This is a genomic window from Deinococcus sp. AB2017081, assembly GCF_034440735.1.
Taxonomy (GTDB): domain Bacteria; phylum Deinococcota; class Deinococci; order Deinococcales; family Deinococcaceae; genus Deinococcus; species Deinococcus rufus.
In genome coordinates this window covers 1,544,535-1,566,182 of sequence record NZ_CP140098.1, presented here as the reverse complement: position 1 = coordinate 1,566,182, position 21,648 = coordinate 1,544,535, and the positions used below count along the sequence as shown (strand labels likewise).

Annotated in this window: 16 protein-coding genes and 1 tRNA gene; 13 read left to right on the top strand and 4 right to left on the bottom strand. The window is 69.1% G+C overall.

Features of this window, described 5'->3' with window-relative positions; all coding sequences use genetic code 11:
• Positions 1 to 13 precede the first annotated feature (13 nt).
• The 6 genes from ychF (at position 14) to U2P90_RS07630 (ending at position 10,227) form a co-directional block, all read left to right on the top strand.
• The gene (gene ychF / locus U2P90_RS07655; protein WP_322474449.1) at positions 14 to 1,111 is read left to right on the top strand and encodes a redox-regulated ATPase YchF; all 1,098 of its coding nucleotides are present in this window, start codon (positions 14 to 16) and stop codon (positions 1,109 to 1,111) included.
• Positions 1,112 to 1,250: 139 nt separating this feature from the next.
• Complete coding sequence (locus U2P90_RS07650; RefSeq protein WP_322474448.1) at positions 1,251 to 2,141, top strand: hypothetical protein; 891 nt, start codon at positions 1,251 to 1,253, stop codon at positions 2,139 to 2,141.
• Between the two features lie 446 nt (positions 2,142 to 2,587).
• Positions 2,588 to 4,738: a glycogen debranching protein GlgX gene (gene glgX / locus U2P90_RS07645; protein ID WP_322474447.1), complete on the top strand. Its 2,151-nt coding sequence runs from the start codon at positions 2,588 to 2,590 to the stop codon at positions 4,736 to 4,738.
• Positions 4,739 to 4,820: 82 nt separating this feature from the next.
• Positions 4,821 to 6,629 (top strand): malto-oligosyltrehalose trehalohydrolase, encoded by a 1,809-nt coding sequence (treZ, locus tag U2P90_RS07640; RefSeq protein WP_322474446.1) that lies wholly within the window; start codon positions 4,821 to 4,823, stop codon positions 6,627 to 6,629.
• Between the two features lie 29 nt (positions 6,630 to 6,658).
• Positions 6,659 to 9,487, top strand: a complete 2,829-nt coding sequence (gene treY, locus U2P90_RS07635) for a malto-oligosyltrehalose synthase (RefSeq protein WP_322474675.1) — start codon at positions 6,659 to 6,661, stop codon at positions 9,485 to 9,487.
• A 50-nt stretch (positions 9,488 to 9,537) separates the two neighbouring features.
• Positions 9,538 to 10,227 carry a Bax inhibitor-1/YccA family protein gene (locus U2P90_RS07630; protein WP_322474445.1) on the top strand — a complete coding sequence of 230 codons (690 nt, stop codon included), beginning with the start codon at positions 9,538 to 9,540 and terminating at the stop codon, positions 10,225 to 10,227.
• A 64-nt stretch (positions 10,228 to 10,291) separates the two neighbouring features.
• On the opposite strand, the gene U2P90_RS07625 is transcribed toward U2P90_RS07630, so the two are convergent.
• On the bottom strand, positions 10,292 to 11,038 hold the full coding sequence (locus U2P90_RS07625; RefSeq protein ID WP_322474444.1) for a metallophosphoesterase family protein: 747 nt from the start codon (positions 11,036 to 11,038) through the stop codon (positions 10,292 to 10,294).
• 81 nt (positions 11,039 to 11,119) lie between these two features.
• On the opposite strand from U2P90_RS07625, the gene dcd reads away from it, so the two are divergent.
• Positions 11,120 to 11,680 (top strand): dCTP deaminase, encoded by a 561-nt coding sequence (dcd, locus tag U2P90_RS07620; RefSeq protein WP_295815388.1) that lies wholly within the window; start codon positions 11,120 to 11,122, stop codon positions 11,678 to 11,680.
• Between the two features lie 61 nt (positions 11,681 to 11,741).
• Here the strand turns inward: dcd and U2P90_RS07615 are convergent, their stop codons facing one another.
• Entirely contained in the window at positions 11,742 to 13,619 is a 1,878-nt protein-coding gene (locus U2P90_RS07615) for an adenylyl cyclase (RefSeq protein WP_322474443.1), read from the bottom strand.
• Positions 13,620 to 13,964: 345 nt separating this feature from the next.
• On the opposite strand from U2P90_RS07615, the gene U2P90_RS07610 reads away from it, so the two are divergent.
• Both U2P90_RS07610 and U2P90_RS07605 read left to right on the top strand, forming a co-directional pair.
• Positions 13,965 to 14,183, top strand: coding sequence for a hypothetical protein (locus tag U2P90_RS07610; protein ID WP_295815390.1), 219 nt, complete (start codon positions 13,965 to 13,967; stop codon positions 14,181 to 14,183).
• 65 nt (positions 14,184 to 14,248) lie between these two features.
• Positions 14,249 to 14,641: a hypothetical protein gene (locus U2P90_RS07605; RefSeq protein ID WP_322474442.1), complete on the top strand. Its 393-nt coding sequence runs from the start codon at positions 14,249 to 14,251 to the stop codon at positions 14,639 to 14,641.
• A gap of 29 nt (positions 14,642 to 14,670) precedes the next feature.
• Here U2P90_RS07605 and U2P90_RS07600 read toward each other — a convergent pair whose 3' ends face one another.
• Together U2P90_RS07600 and U2P90_RS07595 are read right to left on the bottom strand one after the other, a co-directional pair.
• Entirely contained in the window at positions 14,671 to 15,675 is a 1,005-nt protein-coding gene (locus U2P90_RS07600; protein ID WP_322474441.1) for an SIS domain-containing protein, read from the bottom strand.
• A 195-nt stretch (positions 15,676 to 15,870) separates the two neighbouring features.
• A tRNA-Arg gene (locus U2P90_RS07595) sits at positions 15,871 to 15,947 on the bottom strand.
• 70 nt (positions 15,948 to 16,017) lie between these two features.
• Between U2P90_RS07595 and U2P90_RS07590 the strand changes: the two genes are divergently transcribed.
• From U2P90_RS07590 to U2P90_RS07575, 4 genes are all read left to right on the top strand, one after another.
• Entirely contained in the window at positions 16,018 to 17,976 is a 1,959-nt protein-coding gene (locus tag U2P90_RS07590) for a peptidylprolyl isomerase (RefSeq protein WP_322474440.1), read from the top strand.
• A 127-nt stretch (positions 17,977 to 18,103) separates the two neighbouring features.
• On the top strand, positions 18,104 to 19,102 hold the full coding sequence (trpS, locus tag U2P90_RS07585) for a tryptophan--tRNA ligase (protein WP_322474439.1): 999 nt from the start codon (positions 18,104 to 18,106) through the stop codon (positions 19,100 to 19,102).
• A 22-nt stretch (positions 19,103 to 19,124) separates the two neighbouring features.
• Positions 19,125 to 19,841: a ScpA family protein gene (locus tag U2P90_RS07580; RefSeq protein ID WP_322474438.1), complete on the top strand. Its 717-nt coding sequence runs from the start codon at positions 19,125 to 19,127 to the stop codon at positions 19,839 to 19,841.
• Between the two features lie 393 nt (positions 19,842 to 20,234).
• Positions 20,235 to 21,635, top strand: coding sequence for a S8 family serine peptidase (locus U2P90_RS07575; protein ID WP_295815398.1), 1,401 nt, complete (start codon positions 20,235 to 20,237; stop codon positions 21,633 to 21,635).
• The last annotated feature ends 13 nt before the right edge of the window (positions 21,636 to 21,648 follow it).

Genomic DNA, 21,648 nt, shown 5'->3' with positions numbered 1-21,648 from the left:
AGGAGTCAGGAACATGGGACTAGCCATCGGGATCGTCGGACTGCCGAATGTCGGCAAGAGCACGCTGTTCAATGCCATCACACGCGCGGGGGCGCTGGCCGCCAACTACCCGTTCGCGACCATCGAGCCCAACGTCGGTCGGGTGACCGTGCCGGACGAGCGGCTCGCGGCGCTGAGCCGGGTCTTCACCAAGGGCGAGCGGGTGCCGCCGATCATCCCGACCTTCGTGGAGTTCGTGGACATCGCGGGTCTGGTCAAGGGCGCGTCGCAGGGCGAGGGGCTGGGCAACCAGTTCCTGGCGAACATCCGCGAGACGGACGCCATCGCGCATGTCGTGCGCTGCTTCGAGGACGGCAACGTGATCCACGTGGCGAACCGCGTCGATCCCATCGATGACATCGAGACCATCAACACCGAGCTGGTGCTGGCCGACCTGGCGGGCCTGGAAAAGCGCGTGCAGGGCCTGAGCAAGAAGGCCAAGGGCGGCGACAAGGACGCCCGCGAGCAGCTCACGCTGGCCGAGGCGATCCTGGCCGTGCTGGGCGAGGGCAAGCCTGCCCGCGCCGGGTCGTACGACGCGCCGATCCCGAAGGACTTCGGCCTGATCACGACCAAGCCTGTGATCTACGTGGCGAACGTCGGTGAGGACGACCTGACGCAGGACAACGAGCACGTCCGGAAGGTGCGCGAATACGCGGCGGCCGAGGGGGCCCAGGTCGTGAAGATCAGCGCCCAGATCGAGGGCGAACTCGCCGAGATGCCCGAGGACGAGGCCCGCGTGTTCCTGACGGATCTGGGCGTCGAGGAGAGCGGCCTGGATCAGCTGGTCAAGGTCGGCTACGAGACGCTGGGCCTGATCACCTTCATCACGTCGGGCGAGAAGGAAGTCCGGGCCTGGACGATCCACCGGGGCGAGACGGCCCCAGAGGCCGCCGGTGAGATCCACAGCGACCTGCAGCGGGGCTTCATCCGCGCCGAGGTCATCGAGTGGGAGAAGATGGTCGAGGCCGGCGGCTGGTCGGCGGCCAAGGGCAAGGGCTGGGTGCGCACCGAGGGCAAGGACTACGTGATGAAGGACGGCGACATCATGAACGTCCTGCACAACATGTAACAGAGAGGATGGAGCTGCCCGGGGGCGTCGGTCGGAGTCGGCGGACGCCCCCGGGCCGTGTGCTGATGCGGTGGGCCGGTACCCCGTGCACGCCCCGGCGCTCCATTCGCGTGACGTGCCGCCCGGTACACTGCTCGGCATGACAGGGCCAAGAAAAGGATCCAGGGGTCGAGGCCCGAAGAAGACGACCGCGCAGGGACGCGGAGGCATCACGCGGGACACGGTGCGCCCGGCCCGCGAGCGCCGCAGCGACGCCGCTTCCGGGACGGACAGCGGCGCGGGCAGCAGCGCCAGCGGAGGCCGTGGCCCCAGGAAGGCGGCCCAGGGCACCGGGGGCACGGGACGCGGACGCGCGGCGGACAGCAGCCGGGCCACGGGGCCGGGGGGCCGCGGCAGCGGCGCGGCGGGCGGCACCCGTGCGGGCGGCGTGCGCCGCGCTGCCACCCCCGGCGGGGCACGCGGCGACGACAGCACCGGAGCTGCCAGAGGGTCAAGAGCGGGCAGCGCAGGTACCGGCAGCGCGGGCACCAGCCGGGCCGGGCGCGGCCGCAGCGAGGGTCAGGCGCGGGGCGGCGGGAGTGCGGGAGGTGCGGCCAGGGCCGGCGACCGCCGGCCCCCGCCGAAGGTACGCAAGGCCCTGCCGGAACTCAAACGCGTTCAGCTCGACGCCCCCGCGCCCGACACGGTGTTCGTCGACCGCGACGGCGAGCGGTTGACCTTCCCCGACAGCAACCTCAAGCGTGTGGCGGCGCGGGTGCTGACCGAGAAACGCAAGGCGTGGCGCTACCGGCCCTTCGCCTTCCCGCTGTTCACCGACCGGGGCCACGAGCAGACCTTCCACTTCGACTTCTATGTCTACGACTACGAGGACAGCGTGATCCGCCTGATCCTGGTGATTCCCTTCGAGTCGCGTGAGGTGTGGGATCGGGTCGGCCGGTTCAAGCGCCAGTACCCCATGTACGCCTACGAACTGTGGACGCCGGAGAAACTGGCCTTCCTGGACGGCCCGCGCGGTCGTCTGGAGTTCTGAGGCCGGGAAGCACGTCCGCAGTCGGCCCGGCTGACCCTACGCACCGGGGCGCCGGGCCGTGGGCTCCACCGCTCCGGCCGGTGGAGCCCGCATCGGTGATGGCCCACGGCGGGCCGTGGCACCAGCTGCGGTCGCCGGCGGCGACGTCCGGCCCATCCACCGCGATGGCCCGCCGCGTGGCGGGTTCCGCCTTCATGCAGGCGCAGGATTCCGGCACGTGGCCGGCAGACGGACGACGGAGCCCAGCGCAGTGCAGGGCGTTGCCGCCCATGAGAACCCTAAGAGCACGTTCATGGATAGGGCAATTCTATAGCCGGTTTTACGCTTGCCCTGAAAGCAGTCTGGTAGCGTTTCCGGCATGAGCGGCGGATCAGGAATCGTCTGATCCGTCTCGACTTGCCACCACCTCCACTCTGTCCTGTGGACACGCACCGCCAGGAGCTGTCATGACCATCCAAGACCGACCATCGACCCCGCCCACGTCTGAACACCTGCGCCTGCGCCCCGGCTCGCCGTATCCGCTGGGAGCGACCTGGGACGGCCAGGGCACGAACTTCGCGCTGTACTCCGAGAACGCCTCGGGCGTCGAGCTGTGCCTGTTCGATGCCGATGATCAGGAGACGCGCTACCCGCTGACCGAACAGACGGCTTTCGTGTGGCACGGCTACCTGCCCGAGATCGCGCCCGGCCAGCGCTACGGCTACCGGGTGCACGGCGAGTACGCGCCAGAGAAGGGCCTGCGCTTCAACCCGAACGTGGTTCTGCTCGATCCCTATGCCAGGGCGCTGGCCGGCACCGAGGAGTTCGACCGGGGGGTCTTCGCCTACGTGACCGGCGAGGACGATCTGGTCATGCAGGAGGAGGAGCAGCGCGGCACGCCGCTGGGGATCGTGACGGCCCCCGACTTCGACTGGCAGGGCGACCGCCGCCCGAAGATCCCCTTCCACCAGGCGGTGATCTACGAGACCCACGTCAAGGGCCTGACCATGACGCACCCGCTGGTGCCCGAGGAACTGCGCGGCACCTACGCCGGGATCGCGTGCGAGCCGATCCTGTTCTATCTGCGCGAACTGGGGATCACCAGCATCGAGCTGATGCCGGTGCACCAGCATGTTGACGACCCCTTCCTGATGGACAAGGGCCTGACCAACTACTGGGGCTACTCCACGCTGTCCTTCTTCGCGCCGGACGTGCGCTACTCGGCCGAGGCGCGGCGCGGCAACCCGGCCGGGGCCGTGACCGAGTTCAAGGAGATGGTGCGGGCCCTGCACAACTCGGGGATCGAGGTGATCCTGGACGTGGTGTACAACCACACCGCCGAGGGAAACAACATGGGGCCGACCATGTCCTTCAAGGGCATCGACAACCCCACGTACTACCGGCTGGTGCAGGATGACCCGCGCTTCTATTTCGACTACACCGGCACCGGCAACAGCCTGAACGTGCGCCACCCCCAGACGCTGCAGCTGATCATGGACTCGCTGCGCTACTGGGTCACCGAGATGCACGTGGACGGCTTCCGCTTCGATCTGGCAAGCACGCTGGCCCGCGGCCTGCACGAGGTCGATCAGCTGTCGGGCTTCTTCACGATCATCCACCAGGATCCGGTCATCTCGCAGGTCAAGCTCATCGCCGAACCGTGGGACGTGGGCGAGGGCGGCTACCAGGTCGGGAACTTCCCCGTGAACTGGGCCGAGTGGAACGGGATCTACCGCGACGACATGCGGGCGTTCTGGAAGGGCGACGGCGGGCTGGCCTCTGAAATCGGCTACCGCCTGACCGGCTCCAGCGACCTGTACCAGAACGACGGCCGCAAGCCGTACGCGAGCATCAACTTCGTGACTGCCCACGACGGCTTCACGCTGCGCGACTCGGTGACCTACGAGCAGAAGCACAACGACGCCAACCAGGAAGGCGGCAACGACGGCCACAACCACAACATCACGTGGAACTGCGGCGTCGAGGGCGAGACGGACGATCCGGCCATCAATGAGCTGCGCGCGCGGCAGATGCGCAACTTCCTGGCGACGCTGCTGCTGGGGCAGGGCACGCCCATGCTGCTGGGGGGCGACGAGTTCGGCCGCACCCAGGGCGGGAACAACAACGCGTACTGTCAGGACAACGAGATCAGCTGGTACGACTGGACGAACCTGGACGAGGGGCTGCTGGCGTTCACCAAAAAGGTCATCGCGCTGCGTAAGGCGCATCCGGCCCTGCACCGCCGCAAGTTCTTCAGCGGGCGCACCATCCGGGGCGAGGACGTGCGCGATCTGGTGTGGCTGCGCTTCGACGGCGGTCAGATGACCGACGAGGACTGGAACAACCCGCAGACCCAGTCCATGGGCCTGTTCCTCGACGGCGACGGGCTGGACGACGTGGATGCCCAGGGCCAGCCGATGGTGGACGACCACCTGCTGCTGCTGCTGTCGGCCACGCACATCGATCTCCCCTTCGTGCTGCCGGGTCTGGGCGGCTGCACCGAGTGGGAACTGCTGCTCGACACCACCGACGACGCCGCCGGCGGCTCCGAGCAGGCCGGCGAGGAGACCACGCTGCACGCCCGCTCCGTCAAGCTCTACCGCTGCCGCCGCAGCTGACGATCCACGCACCTGCCAGACCGGTCAGGGCGGCGCACCACGGGCCGCCCCTGCCCATCTGCCCCGGAAGAGAGGATCCATCATGACTCCACTGTCTCATCTGACCTCCACGCCCGGCGCCCACGCGACACGCCTGGGCGCCCAGCTCCTGCCGGACGGGCGCGGCACGCGGTTCCGCCTGTGGTCGACCACGACCACCCTGGCACACGTCCGCGTGGACGGCACCGTTCACGCCATGGAGGCGCTGGGCCACGGCGCCTTCGAGGTGATCCTGCCGGTCGGCGCCGGAGCGCGGTACATGTTCGTCCTGGACGGTGCCGACCGGCCCGATCCCTACGCGCGCTTCCTGCCGGACGGCGTGCATGGCGAGGCCGAGGTCATCGACTTCGGGGCGTATGGGTGGCAGCACACCGACTGGCGTGGCATCGCGCTGCGCGACTGCGTGTTCTACGAGCTGCACGTGGGCACGTTCACGCCACAGGGCACGTACCGCGCCGCGCAGGAGCAGCTGCCGTACCTGAAAGAACTCGGTGTGACCGCCGTGCAGCTCATGCCGGTCGCGGCCTTTCCCGGCCAGCGCGGCTGGGGCTATGACGGCGCGGCCCTGTATGCCCCCTTCGCGCCGTATGGCCGTCCCGAAGACCTGATGGCCTTCGTGGACGCCGCGCACGGTCTGGGACTGGGCGTGCTGCTGGACGTGGTGTACAACCACTTCGGGCCGGACGGCAACTACCTGAAGGCGTACTCGCCCACGTATTTCACCGACCGCTTCCAGTCCGCGTGGGGCGAGGGGCTGGACTACGCCGAGCCCCACATGCGCCGGCTGATCACCGGCAACGCCCGCATGTGGCTGAGTGACTACGGCTTCGACGGTCTGCGGCTGGACGCCACGGCCACCATGCAGGACGACAGCGACGTCCACATCCTCAAAGAACTCGCGCAGGAGGTGCACCACCTGGGCGGCACACACCTGCTGCTGGCGGAGGATCACCGCAACGAGCCCATGCTGGTCACGGACTACGGCCTGGACGGCATCTGGGTGGACGACTTCCACCACGAGGTGCGCGTGACCCTGACCGACGAGCACGAGGGCTACTACCGCGGCTTTTCCGGCAGCGCCCCGGAACTCGCGCAGGTCATCACCCGGGGCTGGAAGTACGAGGGCCAGTTCTGGAACGTGGAGGGCGAGGAGCACCAGCGCGGCAAGCCCGCCGACGCCCTGGAGGCCCCCAGTTTCGTCTACTGCATCCAGAACCACGACCAGATCGGCAACCGTGCCACCGGCGACCGCCTGCACCACGACCCCCAGGTCACCCCACAGGAGTACCGGGGGGCCTCGACGCTGCTGCTCACGCTGCCCATGACCCCGCTGCTGTTCCAGGGTCAGGAGTGGGCGGCGGGCACGCCCTTCCTGTTCTTCAGCGACCACCACGGCGAACTGGGCCACATGGTCAGCGAGGGCCGGAGGAAGGAATTCGCGTATTTCAGCAGCTTTGCAGGCGAGAGCGTGCCCGATCCGCAGGCAGAGACGACCTTCGAGGCCTCGAAGCTGGACTGGAACGAGCGGGACAGCGGTGAACACGCGAAGACGCTCACGCTGTACCGCACCCTGACCCGGCTGCGCCGCGAGGATCCGGTGCTGTGCCAGCGGTCGCGGCGGCCCCTGAGTGCCGGCAGCGCCGGGGACGTGCTGTGGGTGCGCACCCGGACGGACAGCGGCGAGCGGCTGCTGCTGTGGAACGTGGGCAAGCAGGACGCCGTGCTGGAGGCCCTAGATGTGGCCCGGCCCGCCAATGTGATTCTGCACAGTGAAGTCGGCCTGACCGAGACCCTGCCGCGCCCCGGCATGCTCGGCCCCGGCGAGGCCGCGATCTTCGGAGGTGCGCCGTGACGGCCGCCCTGCCCCCCCGACCTGAGGCGATGCCGGAGTCCGCCACCCCCACCCCCACAGCCCACCTGCCGGGGAGCACGTACCGCATCCAGCTGCACCGGGACTTCGACTTCGCGGCGGCCCGGCGGGTGTTGCCTTACCTGAAGCGCCTGGGCGTCACCGACGTCTACCTCTCGCCCATCTGGACGAGCACGCCGGGCAGCACACACGGCTACGACGTCACGGATCACTCGCAGGTGAATCCGGAACTGGGCGGTGTGGCCGGCCTGCGGCGCTTGTCGGCGCGGGCCCGCGACCTGGGCCTGGGGCTGATCGCGGACTTCGTGCCGAACCACATGGGCATCCAGGGCGGCCACAACCCGTACTGGGAGGACGTCCTGACCCACGGACAGGCCAGCCGCTACGCGCATTTCTTCGACATCTCGTGGCAGCCGCTCAAACGCGCCCTGGAGGGCAAGGTGCTGCTGCCGCTGCTGGGCGACCAGTACGGCCGGGTGCTGTCACGCCGCGAGCTGGTGCTGGAGCGCGACGGCGCGACCTTCACGCTGCGCTACTGGGAGCGGCGGCTGCCGATCTCGCCCAAATCCCTGTCTGGCCTGCTGGTGGGGGCGAGTGAGCAGCTGCCGGCCCGCACCGCCGATCTCATGCGGGCCGAGCTGGCGAGCATTGCCCGCAGCGTCGCCAACCTGCCCAGCTCGACGGCGCGGCACCTGACCGACGACGACCGCGAGGAACGGGCCCAGGAGATGGAGGTCATGACCCGCCGGCTGGCGGCCCTGCTGGACGCCTCACCAGCCATGCGCGGAGCGCTCGACGCCGTGATCGCCGCGACGAACGACGATCCCGAGCGGCTCGACGCCCTGATCTCGGAACAGAACTACCGGCTGGCGTCGTGGAAGGTCGCCTCCGAGGAGATCAACTACCGCCGCTTCTTCGACATCAACGACCTCGCGGCGCTGCGCATGGAGGACTGGCGGGTCTTCGAATGGGCCCACCGCACGCTGTTCGACCTGCTGCGTGACGGCGTGCTCCAGGGCGTGCGCCTCGACCACACCGACGGCCTGTACGACCCCGCCGGGTACTTCCGGGCCCTGCAGGAGGGCGCGGCGGCGGCGCTGGGCGTGCCCGCCGGGCCCCACCTGCCGGTGTACGTGGTGGCCGAGAAGATCCTGGAACCCGGCGAGAAGCTGCCGGAGTCGTGGGCCATTCACGGCACGACCGGCTACGACTTCCTGGCGCAGCTGAACGGCGTGTTCGTGGACAGCGCGAACGAGGACGACCTGAGCGCGGTGTACCGCCGCTTCACCGGCGACCGCCTGAGCTACGGCGAGCACCTGTACCGGGGCAAGCACCTGATCCAGCGCGTGAGCCTGCCCGGCGAGGTCAATGTCCTGACCGAGCACCTGGAGCGGCTGGCCGAGGCCGATCTGGGATCGCGCGATTTCACGCTGAGCACGCTGCGCGGCGCGATCCGCGAGGTCATCGCCACCTTCCCGGTGTACCGCACCTACCTGCGCTCGGACGGCATGCGGGAACCGGGCGACAACGCCAAGATCGAGCACGCCGTCCGGGACGCCCGCACCCACAACCTGCGCGACGGCCAGCCGCTCGACCCCAGCGTGTTCGAGTTCCTGCAGGGCGTCCTGACGCTGGACACCGACGACGGCCGGCGGCGGGCAGACGACGCGGACTTCGCGCTGAAGTTCCAGCAGCTGACCGGCCCCGTGACCGCCAAGGGCGCCGAGGACACGGCGTTCTACCGCTACGGCCGCCTGATCTCGCTGAACGAGGTGGGCGGCGACCCGGCGCTGTTCGGCACCCCGCTGCGTACCTTCCATGCCATGGCGCGGCAGCGGGCCGAGCACTGGCCGCACGCCATGCTGGCGCTGAGCACCCACGACACCAAGCGCGGCGAGGACACCCGCGCCCGGATCAGTGTCCTGAGCGAGATCCCGCAGCTGTGGAGTGCCTTCCTGAACGCGAATGCTCCGCTGCTGCTGTCGCTGGCGCAGGAGCACGACCTGGGCCGCATTCCCAGCCTGCTCGACACCTACGTGCTGCTCCAGACCGTGGTGGGGGCCTACCCGCTGGACGGTGCACTGGACGGCTTCGCGGAGCGGATCTCGGCGTACCTGGTCAAGGCGGCGCGGGAGGCCAAACTGCGCACGTCATGGGCCTCGCCGCAGCCCGAGTACGAGGACGGCCTGAACGCCTTCGTGACTGCCCTGCTCGCCGACCCGGACTTCCTGGCGCGGCTGGGCGAGCTGCACGCCCGGATCAGCCCCGCCGGTGCCCAGAACAGCGTGAGCGCCGCGCTGCTGCGTCTGACCGCTCCCGGCGTCCCTGACACGTATCAGGGCACCGAGGGGTGGAACCAGAGCCTGGTCGATCCGGACAACCGCCGCCCGGTGGACTACACCGAGCTGTCCCGCCGCGTGGCCCGGCTGGAGCGCCGCCATGATGTGGAGGTGGCCCGCGCCCTGCTGGGCCGCTACGAGACCGGCGAGGTCAAGACGCTGGTGACGTGGGCCGCCCTGCACGCCCGGAACGCCCACCCCGAGCTGTACACGCACGGCACGTACCGGCCCATCGACGCCGGGAAGTACGTCGTGGCCTTTACCCGCGAGCACGGCACCGACGCGGCCGTGACCGTCGCCCCGCGCCTGACCCTGACCCTGACCCGTGGGCGCACGCCATGGGCCCTGGGCGAGGCCTGGGGCACGCGGCAGCTCACCCTGCCGGGGGCCGGCACCTACGAGAACGTCCTGACCGGCCAGCGGCTGCGTGCCCGCAGCAGTCGGGTGCCGCTGGCCAAAGTGCTGGAGGACTTCCCGGCCGCGCTGCTGGTGCGCCGCTGACCGCGTGAATGGGGGGAACTTCCCATCCGCTCCTCGCGTACTCTTGGTGTATGCAGACCTATCCCACCACCACCGGCCGCACCGCCGATCTGGTACGCACGTTCATGGCCCGCACCTACTCGTGGATGGCGGCGGGCCTGGCCCTGACCGCCGGCATCGCGTGGCTCACCGCCCAGAACGACGCCCTGGCCCTCCAGGTGTACCAGCTCCGCCTGCCCCTCATGTTGGCGCAGCTCGCGCTGGTCTTCGTCCTGAGCATCTTCGCGCAGCGCCTGAACAGCGTGGTCGCGGGGGCCCTGTTCATCGCCTACGCCGCCCTGACGGGCCTCACCTTCAGCTCGCTGCTGCTCGCCTATGACCGCAGCGCGGTCACGGCGGCATTTGCCACCACGGCCGGCACCTTCGCCGCCATGAGCGTCGCGGGCTACGTGATCAAGCGCGATCTGAGCGCCATGGGCCGCTTCTTCATGTTCGCGGTGATCGGCCTGTTCATCGCCATGATCGTGAATCTGTTCGTCGCCAGCAGCGCCCTCACGCTGGGCATCTCGGTCGTGGGCGTCCTGCTCTTCGCCGGCCTGACCGTGTATGACACCCAGATGCTCCGCAAGCTGGCCCTGAGCGGGATCAGCGGCGAGAGTGCCGAGCGGGCCGCCATCAACGGCGCCCTGGCGCTGTACCTCGATTTCATCAACATGTTCCTGTTCATCCTGCGCCTCTTCGGTGGCAGCAGCCGGAACTGAACACCTGCTCTCCGCTGCACCTCGCCCCCACCCGTGACGGTGGGGGCGGTTCAGTTCGCCCCGGTTACGGCACCACATCCCCCCGCCCGTCGAAGCGGCCCGAACGCAACAGGGCGTCCTCGAAGGCCCCGAACGGCGAGTGGGTCATGGCCCACCGCACCGCCGCGTCCACGTCGTAGGGCACGGCGCGGAAGTCGGCCGTCCAGCGTCCGGCGCGGCACTCCAGCAGCGTCCAGCGGGCACGGGGATCGCCGTCCACCTGATCGCTGACGGCGCCCGCGTTCACGACCAGGGTGTCCCCCACCCGCGTCGCGCCGGGGCGGTGCGTGTGGCCGCACACGACGACTCCGGCGTTCAGCGGAGCGACCACGTGCCACAGGTCGAGCGGATCGCGGGAGCGGTAATAGCCCGTTACGCCGTCTGCGTTCCACTCCCACACCCACAGCAGGCTGTCCCACGCGCTGTCCGGCGTGCCATGGCAGGCGAACACGTCCCCCACCCGCGCCGTGAGCGGCAGCGCCGACAGATGGGCCAGGGTGTCCGGGGTCAGCTGCGTGTCCAGCCACGCGCCGATCTGCTGCGACAGCCGGGTACGCCGCCCACCGGGCCACAGCTTCTCCTCGTTGTTGCCACGCACCTCGGTGGCGTTCAGCTGCGCCTGCACGGCGGCGGCGCGGGCCGGATCGGCGCTGCCCTCGACCTGATCGCCCAGGTTCAGCACCGCGTCGGGCGAGCACATCCGCAGGTCGTCCAGCACGGCATCCAGCGCGAACGCGTTGCCATGCACGTCACTGATCACCGCGACCCTCACGCGGCGCAGGCTAGCGCGTCCCGGCTAGGGAACCTATCCCGAGCACGTCCGCCGATCACATTCCCAGGTAGCATGCAGGCCATGAGTATCCTGCCCGACTGGCGTATCCGCGAACTGGCCCACGCGGGCATGATCGACCCCTTCGAAGACCGCCTGGTACGCACCGCCGAGAACGCGCAGGTCATCAGCTACGGCCTGAGCAGCTTCGGCTATGACCTGCGCTGCGCCGACGAGTGGAAGATCTTCACCAATGTGAACAGCGCCGTGGTCGATCCCAAGCACTTCGACGAGCGCTCCTTCGTCGACATCCAGGCCGCCGAGATCATCATCCCCCCGAATTCCTTCGCGCTGGCCCGCAGCCACGAGTACATGCGGATTCCCGACAACGTGATGGTCGTGGCACTCGGGAAGTCGACGTACGCGCGCTGCGGCATCGTGGCCAACGTGACGCCGCTGGAGCCCGGCTGGGAGGGCCATGTGACGCTGGAATTCAGCAACACCACGCCCCTGCCCGCCAAGATGTATGCCTTCGAGGGCTGCGTGCAGCTGCTGTTCTTCGAGGGTGAACGTCCGGAGGTCACCTACGGAGACCGCAAGGGCAAGTACCAGGGCCAGCGCGGCGTGACGCTGCCGCGCCTGTAGCACCGCACGACGCAGGCGGCCCCTCCACGTTCCGGAGGGGCCGCCTGCGTTCAGGGAACGGTCAGGGGTACTCGACCACGTAGCTGGGCACGCCGACCGCGTCGCCGTTCACCGGAGCGCCCACCCCGTTGATGACGTGATCGATGGTGCCTGCGCCGAGCTGCACGGTGAGCAGGTTGTGCATCTTCACGCCGGGCGTGACCGGCACCTCGAAGCCCTGGGTGGCGTGGATGCTGGGATCGACATTGGTGTAGATGTAGCTGCCCAGGCCCCAGGCCTCGTGGGTCTTGACGTGATCCGCGACCTTGTACGCGGCGTAGCCCAGCACGCCGTCATGCTGCCACGCGGCCTGGTTGGGTGGATCGTAGGGCATCTCGTTCTGGAACATGATGGTCTTGCCGCGTTCGCCGTTCCACACGGTCTGGTACTTCTGGTAGTGCTCGACGAACAGGCCAGTGGCCGTGACGTCGTCACCGTTCACGACGACGCCCTGGTCAGCCGTGTTCAGCGTCCAGCCCACGCCCTGGCCGTGATCGGCCCGCCACGCCCACAGGTTGTCGAGGATGACGTGGTCGCTGTTCACGGCCAGACTCAGGTCGGCCCTGCCGACGTGTGGGCCGCCGATCCGGAAGAACACGTCCTGCACGGCCGTGGGGGTGGCGGGATCGCTCCAGTTGTTGTGGTCGCGGGCCTGCCCCCCACGGGCACGGTTCGACCCCACCTGCATGAGCACACGTGAATTCACGGGGCCGGCGTCGATCATGATCCCGGCGACGGTCACGCCCGGCACGTCCGCCACGCTCAGGGCGGTCACGCCGTTCTGCGGGGTCAGGGCGGGCAGCCCCAGACCCAGGACGATGGTGCCGGGGCGCTTGACCTCGATGGTGCGGGTCAGGTCATACGAGCCAGGAGTGATCAGCAGGTGCCGGCCCTGGGCGAGCTGGGCATTCACGTGCTGGACGCTGTCGCCGGGACGCATGACGTAGAAGTCGCGCAGCGGCACGAAGCGCCCGGCGGCGGGGCCGGCCTGCCACGTGGTGCCGCTGGAGGTGCGCCGGGTGGCGGGCACGAAGACCTGATACGCACCGGCACTGTCCACCGTCAGGAAGGGCTTCTCGCGCGACACGGGCGTGGCGGCCACCGTGGTGTAGGGCGGGTTGGGGAAGCTCTGCGCCGGGGCACCCACGACGCCCGAGAACACGGCGTTCCACACGCCGTTCGACCACCCACCGATACTGCTGTCGCGGGTCAGGAACTGCTGCTGGCTGCCGTTGATGACAAAGCCCATCGCGCTGTCGGCGATGAAGCCGCCGCTGGCGTACTGCGGGCCGGCGGTGCAGTAGTCCATCAGGGTGAGGTTGCCGCCGGTCACGTTCACGCGGCGCATGGGCGCGGCCTGCGACACCGCCCAGAAGTTGCCGCTGGCCCGGCAGCCGTCCAGCCCCTTGCTCTCGATCTGGATGGTCAGGTTCGACAGCGAGCGCCAGAAGTTCGTCAGGGCAATGCAGCCGTTCGCGTTGCACTGGTTGTACACATCGACATGCCCGTTGATCTTCACGTCGGTGGGCGACGCGCCCAGGCCCGCGACCTCGGTACCGTAACCCACCTGCACGATCAGGGGATCGTCGGCGGTGCCGTAGGTGCCGGGCTTGAACAGCAGGGCGTAGCGCTCAGGGCCGAACTCGTTGGAGACCTGCTGCGCGGCGATCTGATCGACGACCGCACGGATCTGCGCGGTGCTCATGCTGGGATCGAAGATCCGGACGTTCGGGCCGAGATCCACGGAGCCGGGCTTCACGGCGGCAGCGGACAGGGTCGCCGTCTCGCTGGCGGCGGGACTCTGACCGCAGGCAGCGAGCAGCAGACCGGTGCCGGCAGTCAGGGTCAGCGCGGCGGCGCGGCGGGACAGACGGAGGGTTCTGGACTGTAGATGGGTCACGGGCGGCCTCGCAGGGGTGGAGCGGGAGCGGCAGGACGGGTCGGAACAAACTCTGGTGGCTCGGAGTCTGTGGGCGCGCGACCTCCTGGACTGGGGTGAGGACATGGCGAGCCACATGGCAGCCCAGGTGGTGCTGCGACACAGCAGAGCCAGCGTCCGGCGGTGGACGGTGGAAACCGGAGATTGTGATGCCTGGAGTATGACACACCGGTGCCCGGTTTGAAAACGCTTTCTCGGTGGCCTGACCAGACGTCTCACCTGGGCCTCTTGAGCTGCCGTTCATGTCTGAACAGAGCGTCAACGCGGCAGCATCCGGCCACAGGGAGCCGGTGTCAGGGTGGAGCCATGCCAGACAAGGACGACAAGAACTCGGGCCACACGAGCAAGCCCCAGGAATACGACCGTTCCAAGACCGAGGTGAGCGGGATCGACGACGGTCACACGCCGTCGTTCAAGGACAACAACGACCGGGAGGCCAAGGCCCCCCGCAACACCGAGGACGGCCTGAGCCGCAAGGAACTGAAGGATCGCGAGGACGCCCGCAGCGTTCCGACCAGCAAGTAAGTCCGTCCGGCGGCCGGAGCTGACCTGATCGGCTCCGGTTCGCCCTGGAGGTTCCAGGGGGTCGCATGCCCACATGGGCGCCTGTCCGTCCCACCCGGAGCGCTGCGCTGCTGGGTGGCCTGTTCATCGTGACCGGGACACTGCACTTCGTCCGGCCCGGTCTCTTCGACCAGATCGTCCCGCCGGGAACACCGATGTCAGCGCGCCACGCCACGCTGATCAGCGGCGCGGCAGAGATCGCGGGTGGCCTGGGGCTGCTGCATCCGGCCACGCGTCCGGCGGCCCGCTGGGGGCTGCTGGCCCTGCTGGTCGCCGTGGTTCCTGCAAACGTTTTTATGGCCCAGCACCCACAGCGGTTCGGCCTCCCCGCGTGGGCGCTGTGGGCACGTCTGCCGCTGCAACCGCTGCTGATGTGGGCCGTGTGGCGGGCGGGACGTCCACCCTCTGCGCCACGCTGACGGCAGGTGGCGCGTCTCCCCTGCCGGAATCAGTCCTGATCGTCGTCGTCGTCCAGATCGTCGGTATCGAATCCGGGTTCGTCGCTGTCCCAGCCGGCCCCACGCGGCTCACGGCGCAGGTCGTCGCGCTGCGCGCTCAGGCGGGCGTCGCCGTCGTCCTCGCCGCTCAGGACGGCCTGGGCGCGTGCCAGCACCGGCAGGTCGGCGGGGCTGGCGCCGTAGCGCTCGGCCAGGTATGCGGCGACCCACGCGCCGAAATACCACAGGGCGAGCTGCGCCGGGTAGCCCTGGGCCCCGTCCGGGAAGCCCACATGGATGATCTCGTCGATGCGGCTGTCGAGGATCTCGCGGGCCAGCAGCAGCGTGGCGTCCGTGTCCCCCAGGATCAGCGCGACCTTGGCGTCGCCCTTCTCGTGGATGGCCTCGAACGCTCCGGTGGTCAGCGGCAGCGGGTCGCCCAGCAGGGGGATCGCCAGGGTCTTGCCGATCCGGGCCAGCAGCTGCTGCCACGCATGCGGCAGGGCCTCGGCGTCCGGGGCGGCCAGCAGCAGCGGCTGACGGCCCCACAGGCTCCACGCCAGGTCACGGGCGGGATTGTTCTCCTCGACGTGCGACGCGCAGCGGGCCGCCAGATCCGAGATCAGGGCGTCGGCGGCCTGGGCCTCGGTGGCGTGGCCGCTGGCGTACGCCACGTACTGCGCGAAGTGGTAGGTGGCGAGCGGGCCGCCGGGCATCAGCACATCGATCTCGCCGGGGGCACCGCCCGTGCTGGCATGCCTTACGCTGGCCCCAGCGACCTCGGCCAGATCGGCGTAGTCGGTGGCGGCGCTGCGGGCATCGGGGCTGCCCAGCACGAACTGGGTGCCGCTGCGGGCCAGGACGCCGGGCACCAGGGTCTGGGCCAGGTGGGCGGCCACCGAGCCCTCGCCGGTGCCGACCAGGCCGTACGGGCCGTTTTCGGGGCGGGTGGGGCCGGCGTAGCTGCCGCCCAGGGTCTCCAGGAGCGTCAGCAGGGAATGTGCGGGAGCAGTCATGCCTTCCAGGGTACAGGCTGCGCGGGCCGGCCCGGCCGGACAGGCGGCGGAAATTTCACGTTGCGAACGCCGTTTACGGCTTCATTTCCGTTTAACCTTGCGTGCTAGAATCCTGCGCGTGTCTTTCCCGGTGCTGCCGCGTGTGCGGAATCAAGTGAACGCCGCCCCCTCACAGGTTGTGGGGGGCGGCGCGGGTGGTGCACTCGACTGGGCTCGAACCAGCGACCTTTGGCTTCGGAGGCCAACGCTCTATCCAGCTGAGCTACGAGTGCGGTCGGCTCCTCCAGCACCTGCGGCACCTCAGAGCCCCGGTAACCTAGCACCTGCCTTAAAGGAGTTCAAGTGAAGCGTAAACCACTCGTGAACGGTCTGCTGATCGTTCTTGCTGTCCTGCTCGTGGCCGGGATGGCCTATCAGTTCACGCCGGCCCTCCAGGGCGGGTCTCTCTTCGGCCAGAAGGAGCAGGGCATTCCTGCGCTGACCGTGAACGGCCAGACCGTGACGGTCGCGGAACTCGACGCCGTGAAGACCAATAATCCCGTGCTCGCCAGCACCGACACCGGCGTGCTGGCCGACGACTTCAAGACCTACATCGTGCAGAGCAAGGTGCGCGAGACGCTGATCACCGAGGGCGTGAAAGACGTCCGGGTGAGCCGCGACGACGTGAACGCAGAGGTCAAGAAGATCCGTGAGTCCAACCAGCTGACCGACAACGCCGCGTGGACAAACGCCCTGCAGAGCCGGGGTTTCACCGACTCCTCGTTCCGCGAGCAGGTGCGCACCAGCCTGGCCTACCAGCGCAAGACCGACGAGCTGAAGAAGGCCGTTCCCGCCGCCACCGACGCCGAGGCGAAGCTGTACTACGACCTCAACCCGCAGGCCTTCCAGAGCGACGCCCGTATCGTGGGCCGCCAGATCGTGGTGAGCGACAAGGCCAAGGCCACGGCGCTCCTGGCGCAGGCCAAGGGCGGCGCGGACTTCGCCAAGCTGGCCAGCGACAACAACGCCGCCGGCGACTTCAAGGATCGCGGTGGGGCGCTCGGCCCCATCGAGAACGGCGCTCCCCGCCCGGTCGCGCAGGTGGCGCTGCCCACCGAGGTCGGCCCCGCCGCCTTCGCGCTGACCCAGGGCGGCGTGACGGACGTGATCGCCAGCGGCGGCAAGTTCTACATCGTGAAGGTCGAGAAGTACCTGGCCCCGGCCGTCAAGCCCTACGCCGAGGCGAAGGCCGACGCGACCACCGCCGTGACCGAGCAGAAGAAGAACGCCGCAGTGGAGACCTGGATCGCCGGCCTGGAAAAAGACGTGAAGATCGAGTACAAGGATCCCAACTGGAAGGTCGAGAACCCCACCGTGGCGACCGTCGCCGGTCAGAACATCCCGTACTCGGACGTGCTGGAACAGGTCGTGAACAACCAGCAGTTCGGCCAGCTGCTCCAGCAGGTGCCCGCCGATCAGGCCGCGCAGCTCGTGAACGGCATCCTCAAGCCGCAGGTCATGCAGCAGCTGATCCAGGGCTACGCCGCCGCCGACATTGCCAGGAAGCTGAAGCTGGATCTGGTGGGCAGCCGCCAGGAGATCGCCGCCGGTCTGGCCGCGTACGGCGCACGTGACGTGAAGGTCTCGGACGCCGACATCCAGGCGTTCTACGACCAGAACAAGACGCAGTTCCAGACGCCCGCCGGCGGCACGGTCGCCGAGGCGAGCTTCAAGGATCAGGCCAAGGCCGCCGCGTTCCGCAGCAGCTGGAACGGCAGCGGCAGCTTCACGGCCGCCGCCACCAAGGCCGGGGGCACCGTCAGCGAGCAGGGCGCCGTGACCGCCGGCGACGGCAAGCTGGCCGAGGATCTGAACGCCGCCGTGTTCACCGCCCGCAACCTGCGCACCGCCGGCGAGGGCAGCCTGACCGACGTCGTGAAGTCCGGCGAGCGCTTCGCCGTGCTGTACGTGACGGATCTCAAGGCCGCGACCACGCAGCCCCTGAGCGCCGTGCGCAGCCAGATCGAGACGCAGGTGCTGTCCAGCAAGAAGCAGGAGCAGGGCCAGACCTTCCTGACCCAGCAGGTGGCCGCCCTGAAGCCCGTGGACAAGCTCAAGACGGTGCTCGAGGCCCAGCAGAAGCGGGTCGCTGCCGCCACGCCCAAGCCGACCACTCCGGCCACGGGCAGCGGCACGGCCACGCCCGGCAGCACCACGCCGGCCACCGGAACGCCGGCCACGGAGACGCCCTCGACCGGAACCCCCGCCACGACGCCCGACTCCGGCAGCACGCCGGCAACGGACGCGCCCGCCGACAAGTAAGCCTGTCCATCCAGGGGCGGCCTCCCGACGAGGGGGCCGCCCCTGACTGCTGCTTCTGGCTGCCCAGTCCGCCACGGTGAGCCCACGCCACCGCGCCCCCAGACCGGCCCGCTACAATCCCCTGGTGATGTCGCGCGTGTTTTCAGGGATCCAGCCGACCGGTGAGCCCCACATCGGGAACTACTTCGGGGCCATGCAGAACTATGTGAAGCTCGGGCGGGAGTACGGCAAGCAGAGTCTGTACTGCGTCGTGGATCTGCACGCCCTGACGAACCCGGCCGCGTTCGACCCGGCGCTCCTCGCGCAGCGCACGCTGGACATGGCGGTGGCGAACTTCGCCGTGGGCCTCGACCCCAGTCAGGTGATCTTCTTCGTACAGTCGCACGTGCCCGAGCACCAGGAGTTGTCGTGGGTGTTCACGACCATCACGCCGGTCGGGGATCTGGAGCGCATGACGCAGTACAAGGACAAATCCGGTCAGCTGGAGAGCGTCCCGGCGGGCCTGCTGATGTACCCGGTGCTCATGGCCGCCGACATCCTGCTGTACCGGGCCGACACCGTACCGGTGGGCGAGGATCAGACCCAGCACATCGAGCTGACCCGCGAGATCGCCCGGAAGTTCAACCACAGCTTCGGGGAGACCTTCCCGGAGCCCCGCGCCGTGTACAACAAGCAGGCCCTGCGGATTCCCGGCGTGGACGGCCAGGGTAAGATGAGCAAGAGCAAGGGCGAAACGAGCACCCTCGGCCTGTTCGAGCCCATGGACTCCATCTGGGCCAAGCTGCGCGTCGCGCCCACCGATCCGGCCCGCGTGCGCCGCACCGATCCCGGCAACCCCGACGTCTGCCTGATCTTCGACTACCACAAGCTGTTCAGCGATCTGGACACCATCCAGATGGTGGACGTGGAGTGCCGCCGCGCCGGGATCGGCTGCGTGGACTGCAAGAAGGCCGTCATGACCGGCATCACGGCGCACCTGACCCCCATCCAGGCGCGGGGCGAGGAGCTGCGGGACGATCTGGACAGCGTGCGCGACGCGCTGGCGCAGGGCGCACGCGAGGCCCGTGCCATCGCCGCGCCGGTCATGGAGGAAGTCCGGACGAAGGTCGGGTTCCTCAAGCTCTGATGGTGGCCGTGCGCCTGTGCCCGTGACCGCCCCGCCACCGACAGCCACCTTCGAGGTCACGCTGCCGGTCTTTCACGGCACGCTGACCGATCTGGCGGCGGCGCTGCGGACTGGGCGGGTGCTCCCGGCCGAGGTGCCGCTGCTGCGCCTCACGCGGGACGTGCTGGCGTGGGCACAGGCGCTGACCGGCCCGCTGGACGGCACGCACCCGGAACTCCTCCCCACGCTGGCCGGCGTGATCGCCCTGAAGGCGCGGCTGCTGCTTCCGGCCCCCGACCCGGACGACCTGCCCCCCGAACACGACGACCTGCTGGACGACGTGGTCGAGGGCGTGGAGGCGCTGGCCGAGCTGGACGCCCTGGTCAGCTTCCTGGCGACCCGCCGCCGCGAGCGTGAGGGGCTGCTGCCGGGTCGTCCGGTGCCGGTGAACCTGCCCCGCCGTGAGCGGCCCCGCAGTCCGCACACCAGCCTGGAGAAACTGGTCAGGGCCGCGCAGAACGCCGTGCGGCAGGTCGACGTGCCGCTGCTGTCCCGCGAGCGCCTGACCCTGGCAGACGCGCTGGGGGCCCTGCGATCCTTCGGACGGCGCCTGCGCACCTTCACGTTCCGCGGCATTCCCGCCCAGGACTGGGGCGAGCGCACCACGTACTTCGCCGCGCTGCTCGAGGGCGTCAAGGACGGCAGTTTCAGCGTGCAGCAGGACGACTGCTACGGGACATCGCGGTCGTGTCTCACCTGAGCGACGAGTAGGGCGGGATCCCACTTTAAGGAACCCCGGCGGCATGCCCTGTCAGGGTTCTGACAGGGCATGCCGCCAGAGCCCACCGGGGCGTCGGGGGCGTACCAGCGTGTCGTACCGTCCAGCACGCATCCGGCCCCACATGCCGCACCACGAATCCGGGTCTGTCCGGACGCCTCAGCGAGGCCACACGACCCCAGGGGTCGCTGCGCGGCGGTGACGCTGCTGGAATCGTTCTGCATCGAACCGCTGCACGTTCACCGGCCTGAGTCATAGGCGGTCACGGCAGCGGCCACCCGACACCTTTAAGGATCCCATGTAAGCACCGGGTGAGGGGTCTGGATCTACGGTCTTGACAGTCGCTCTGTCCCCACCGCGCGAGAGGAACCTTCCATGACCCGGATACCTGCCTTCCTGACCCTGTCGATCACGGCCATCCTCCTGAGTGCCTGTGCAGCCACGCCACCCGGCACCCCGCTGGCCAGCACGCCCCCTGCACCCGCCGGACTGACCGTCGAGCCTATCGCCCTGCCGGATCCGACCGTGAACCACCCCGGACAGGTTGCCCCACGCTTTGACTACGTGGCAACCGTACCAGTCCACTCTGGCGACACCGTTGCCTCGCTCCAGACCGCGAGCGGCGGCACCGTCGTGAGCATCACGGGCACGGACTGCGCCGACACCACCTGCCACGCCGTCATCGGCCTGAACGCTGCAGCGGGAGCGCCGCCCCCCAGTGCCCACACCCTCAGCACCGCCCTGAACCGCAGTGTGACTGTCGACACCAGCAGGGATCAGATCAGCGGCGGCGGTGCGACCACCGCCAGGATGGGCGGCATGAAGATCGCGTGGGCCAGTGGTGAGCTGCAGGCCTGGGCCGGCGGCATGAAGATCGCGTGGGCCAGCGGTACGTACGCCCCGATTCCGCAGAACACCCAGACGTGGCAGAACGTCCGACTGGAGTCGGCCCAGGCGCGAGCGACCAATCTCGGGGCCGGGACGGTCGTCGCTGTGATCGATACCGGGATCGACGTCGACCACGTCGCATTCCAGGGAGCGCTGACCGACCCGGCGACATGGTGGGACTTCTATGCCGGCGATGCTGTCCCGCAGGAGGAGGGCACACTGGGCACCGGTGGCTACGGCCACGGCACAAACGTGGCCGGCATCATCCTGCAGGTCGCGCCACGGGCCAAGATCATGCCTCTGCGGGTGCTGGGGCCGGACGGCTCCGGGGATGTGAGCAGCATCGTCTCGGCGATCAACTGGGCCGTGGCCCGGGGAGCCCACGTGATCAACCTGAGCCTGGGCACCGATACGGACGCTCCAGCCATCAAGACCGCGCTGGCCGCCGCCGCATCGAAGAACGTGCTGGCCGTTGCGTCTGTGGGCAACGCCGCCCGGCGAACCCTGACCTTCCCGGCCCAGTACGGCTTCGACCTCCCCCTCATGCTCAGTGTCGCGAGCGTCGACCTGACCGGTGCCAAATCGACATTTTCGAACTACGGCGTCCAGACCGAGGTGGTTGCGCCCGGCGAGAATGTGTACGCCCCGGCCCCTGGCAACATGATGGCGGCGTGGACTGGAACCAGTCAGGCGGCACCCATCGTGTCTGGCGGCCTGGCCCTGGCGCTGGGACAGACCACCCGCAAACACGTGGCGTCCCTCCCCGGTGCCGTATCGCACAGCGCGACCAATTCCATCTATGACCGCGCTGCCAACTGGCCCTACGGCGGGCAGCTGGGGAGCGGCCAGATTGACCTGGCCGCCCTCATGAACGAAGTCGTGGATTGACCCGGGACACCCA

Coding starts and splice junctions, on each gene's coding strand:
- ychF (WP_322474449.1), top strand. CDS start 14: ATGGGACTAGCCATCGGGATCGTCGGACTGCCGAATGTCGGCAAGAGC.
- treZ (WP_322474446.1), top strand. CDS start 4,821: ATGACTCCACTGTCTCATCTGACCTCCACGCCCGGCGCCCACGCGACA.
- U2P90_RS07650 (WP_322474448.1), top strand. CDS start 1,251: ATGACAGGGCCAAGAAAAGGATCCAGGGGTCGAGGCCCGAAGAAGACG.
- U2P90_RS07605 (WP_322474442.1), top strand. CDS start 14,249: ATGCCCACATGGGCGCCTGTCCGTCCCACCCGGAGCGCTGCGCTGCTG.
- U2P90_RS07600 (WP_322474441.1), bottom strand. CDS start 15,675: ATGACTGCTCCCGCACATTCCCTGCTGACGCTCCTGGAGACCCTGGGC.
- dcd (WP_295815388.1), top strand. CDS start 11,120: ATGAGTATCCTGCCCGACTGGCGTATCCGCGAACTGGCCCACGCGGGC.
- glgX (WP_322474447.1), top strand. CDS start 2,588: ATGACCATCCAAGACCGACCATCGACCCCGCCCACGTCTGAACACCTG.
- U2P90_RS07575 (WP_295815398.1), top strand. CDS start 20,235: ATGACCCGGATACCTGCCTTCCTGACCCTGTCGATCACGGCCATCCTC.
- treY (WP_322474675.1), top strand. CDS start 6,659: ATGCCGGAGTCCGCCACCCCCACCCCCACAGCCCACCTGCCGGGGAGC.
- U2P90_RS07610 (WP_295815390.1), top strand. CDS start 13,965: ATGCCAGACAAGGACGACAAGAACTCGGGCCACACGAGCAAGCCCCAG.
- trpS (WP_322474439.1), top strand. CDS start 18,104: ATGTCGCGCGTGTTTTCAGGGATCCAGCCGACCGGTGAGCCCCACATC.
- U2P90_RS07630 (WP_322474445.1), top strand. CDS start 9,538: ATGCAGACCTATCCCACCACCACCGGCCGCACCGCCGATCTGGTACGC.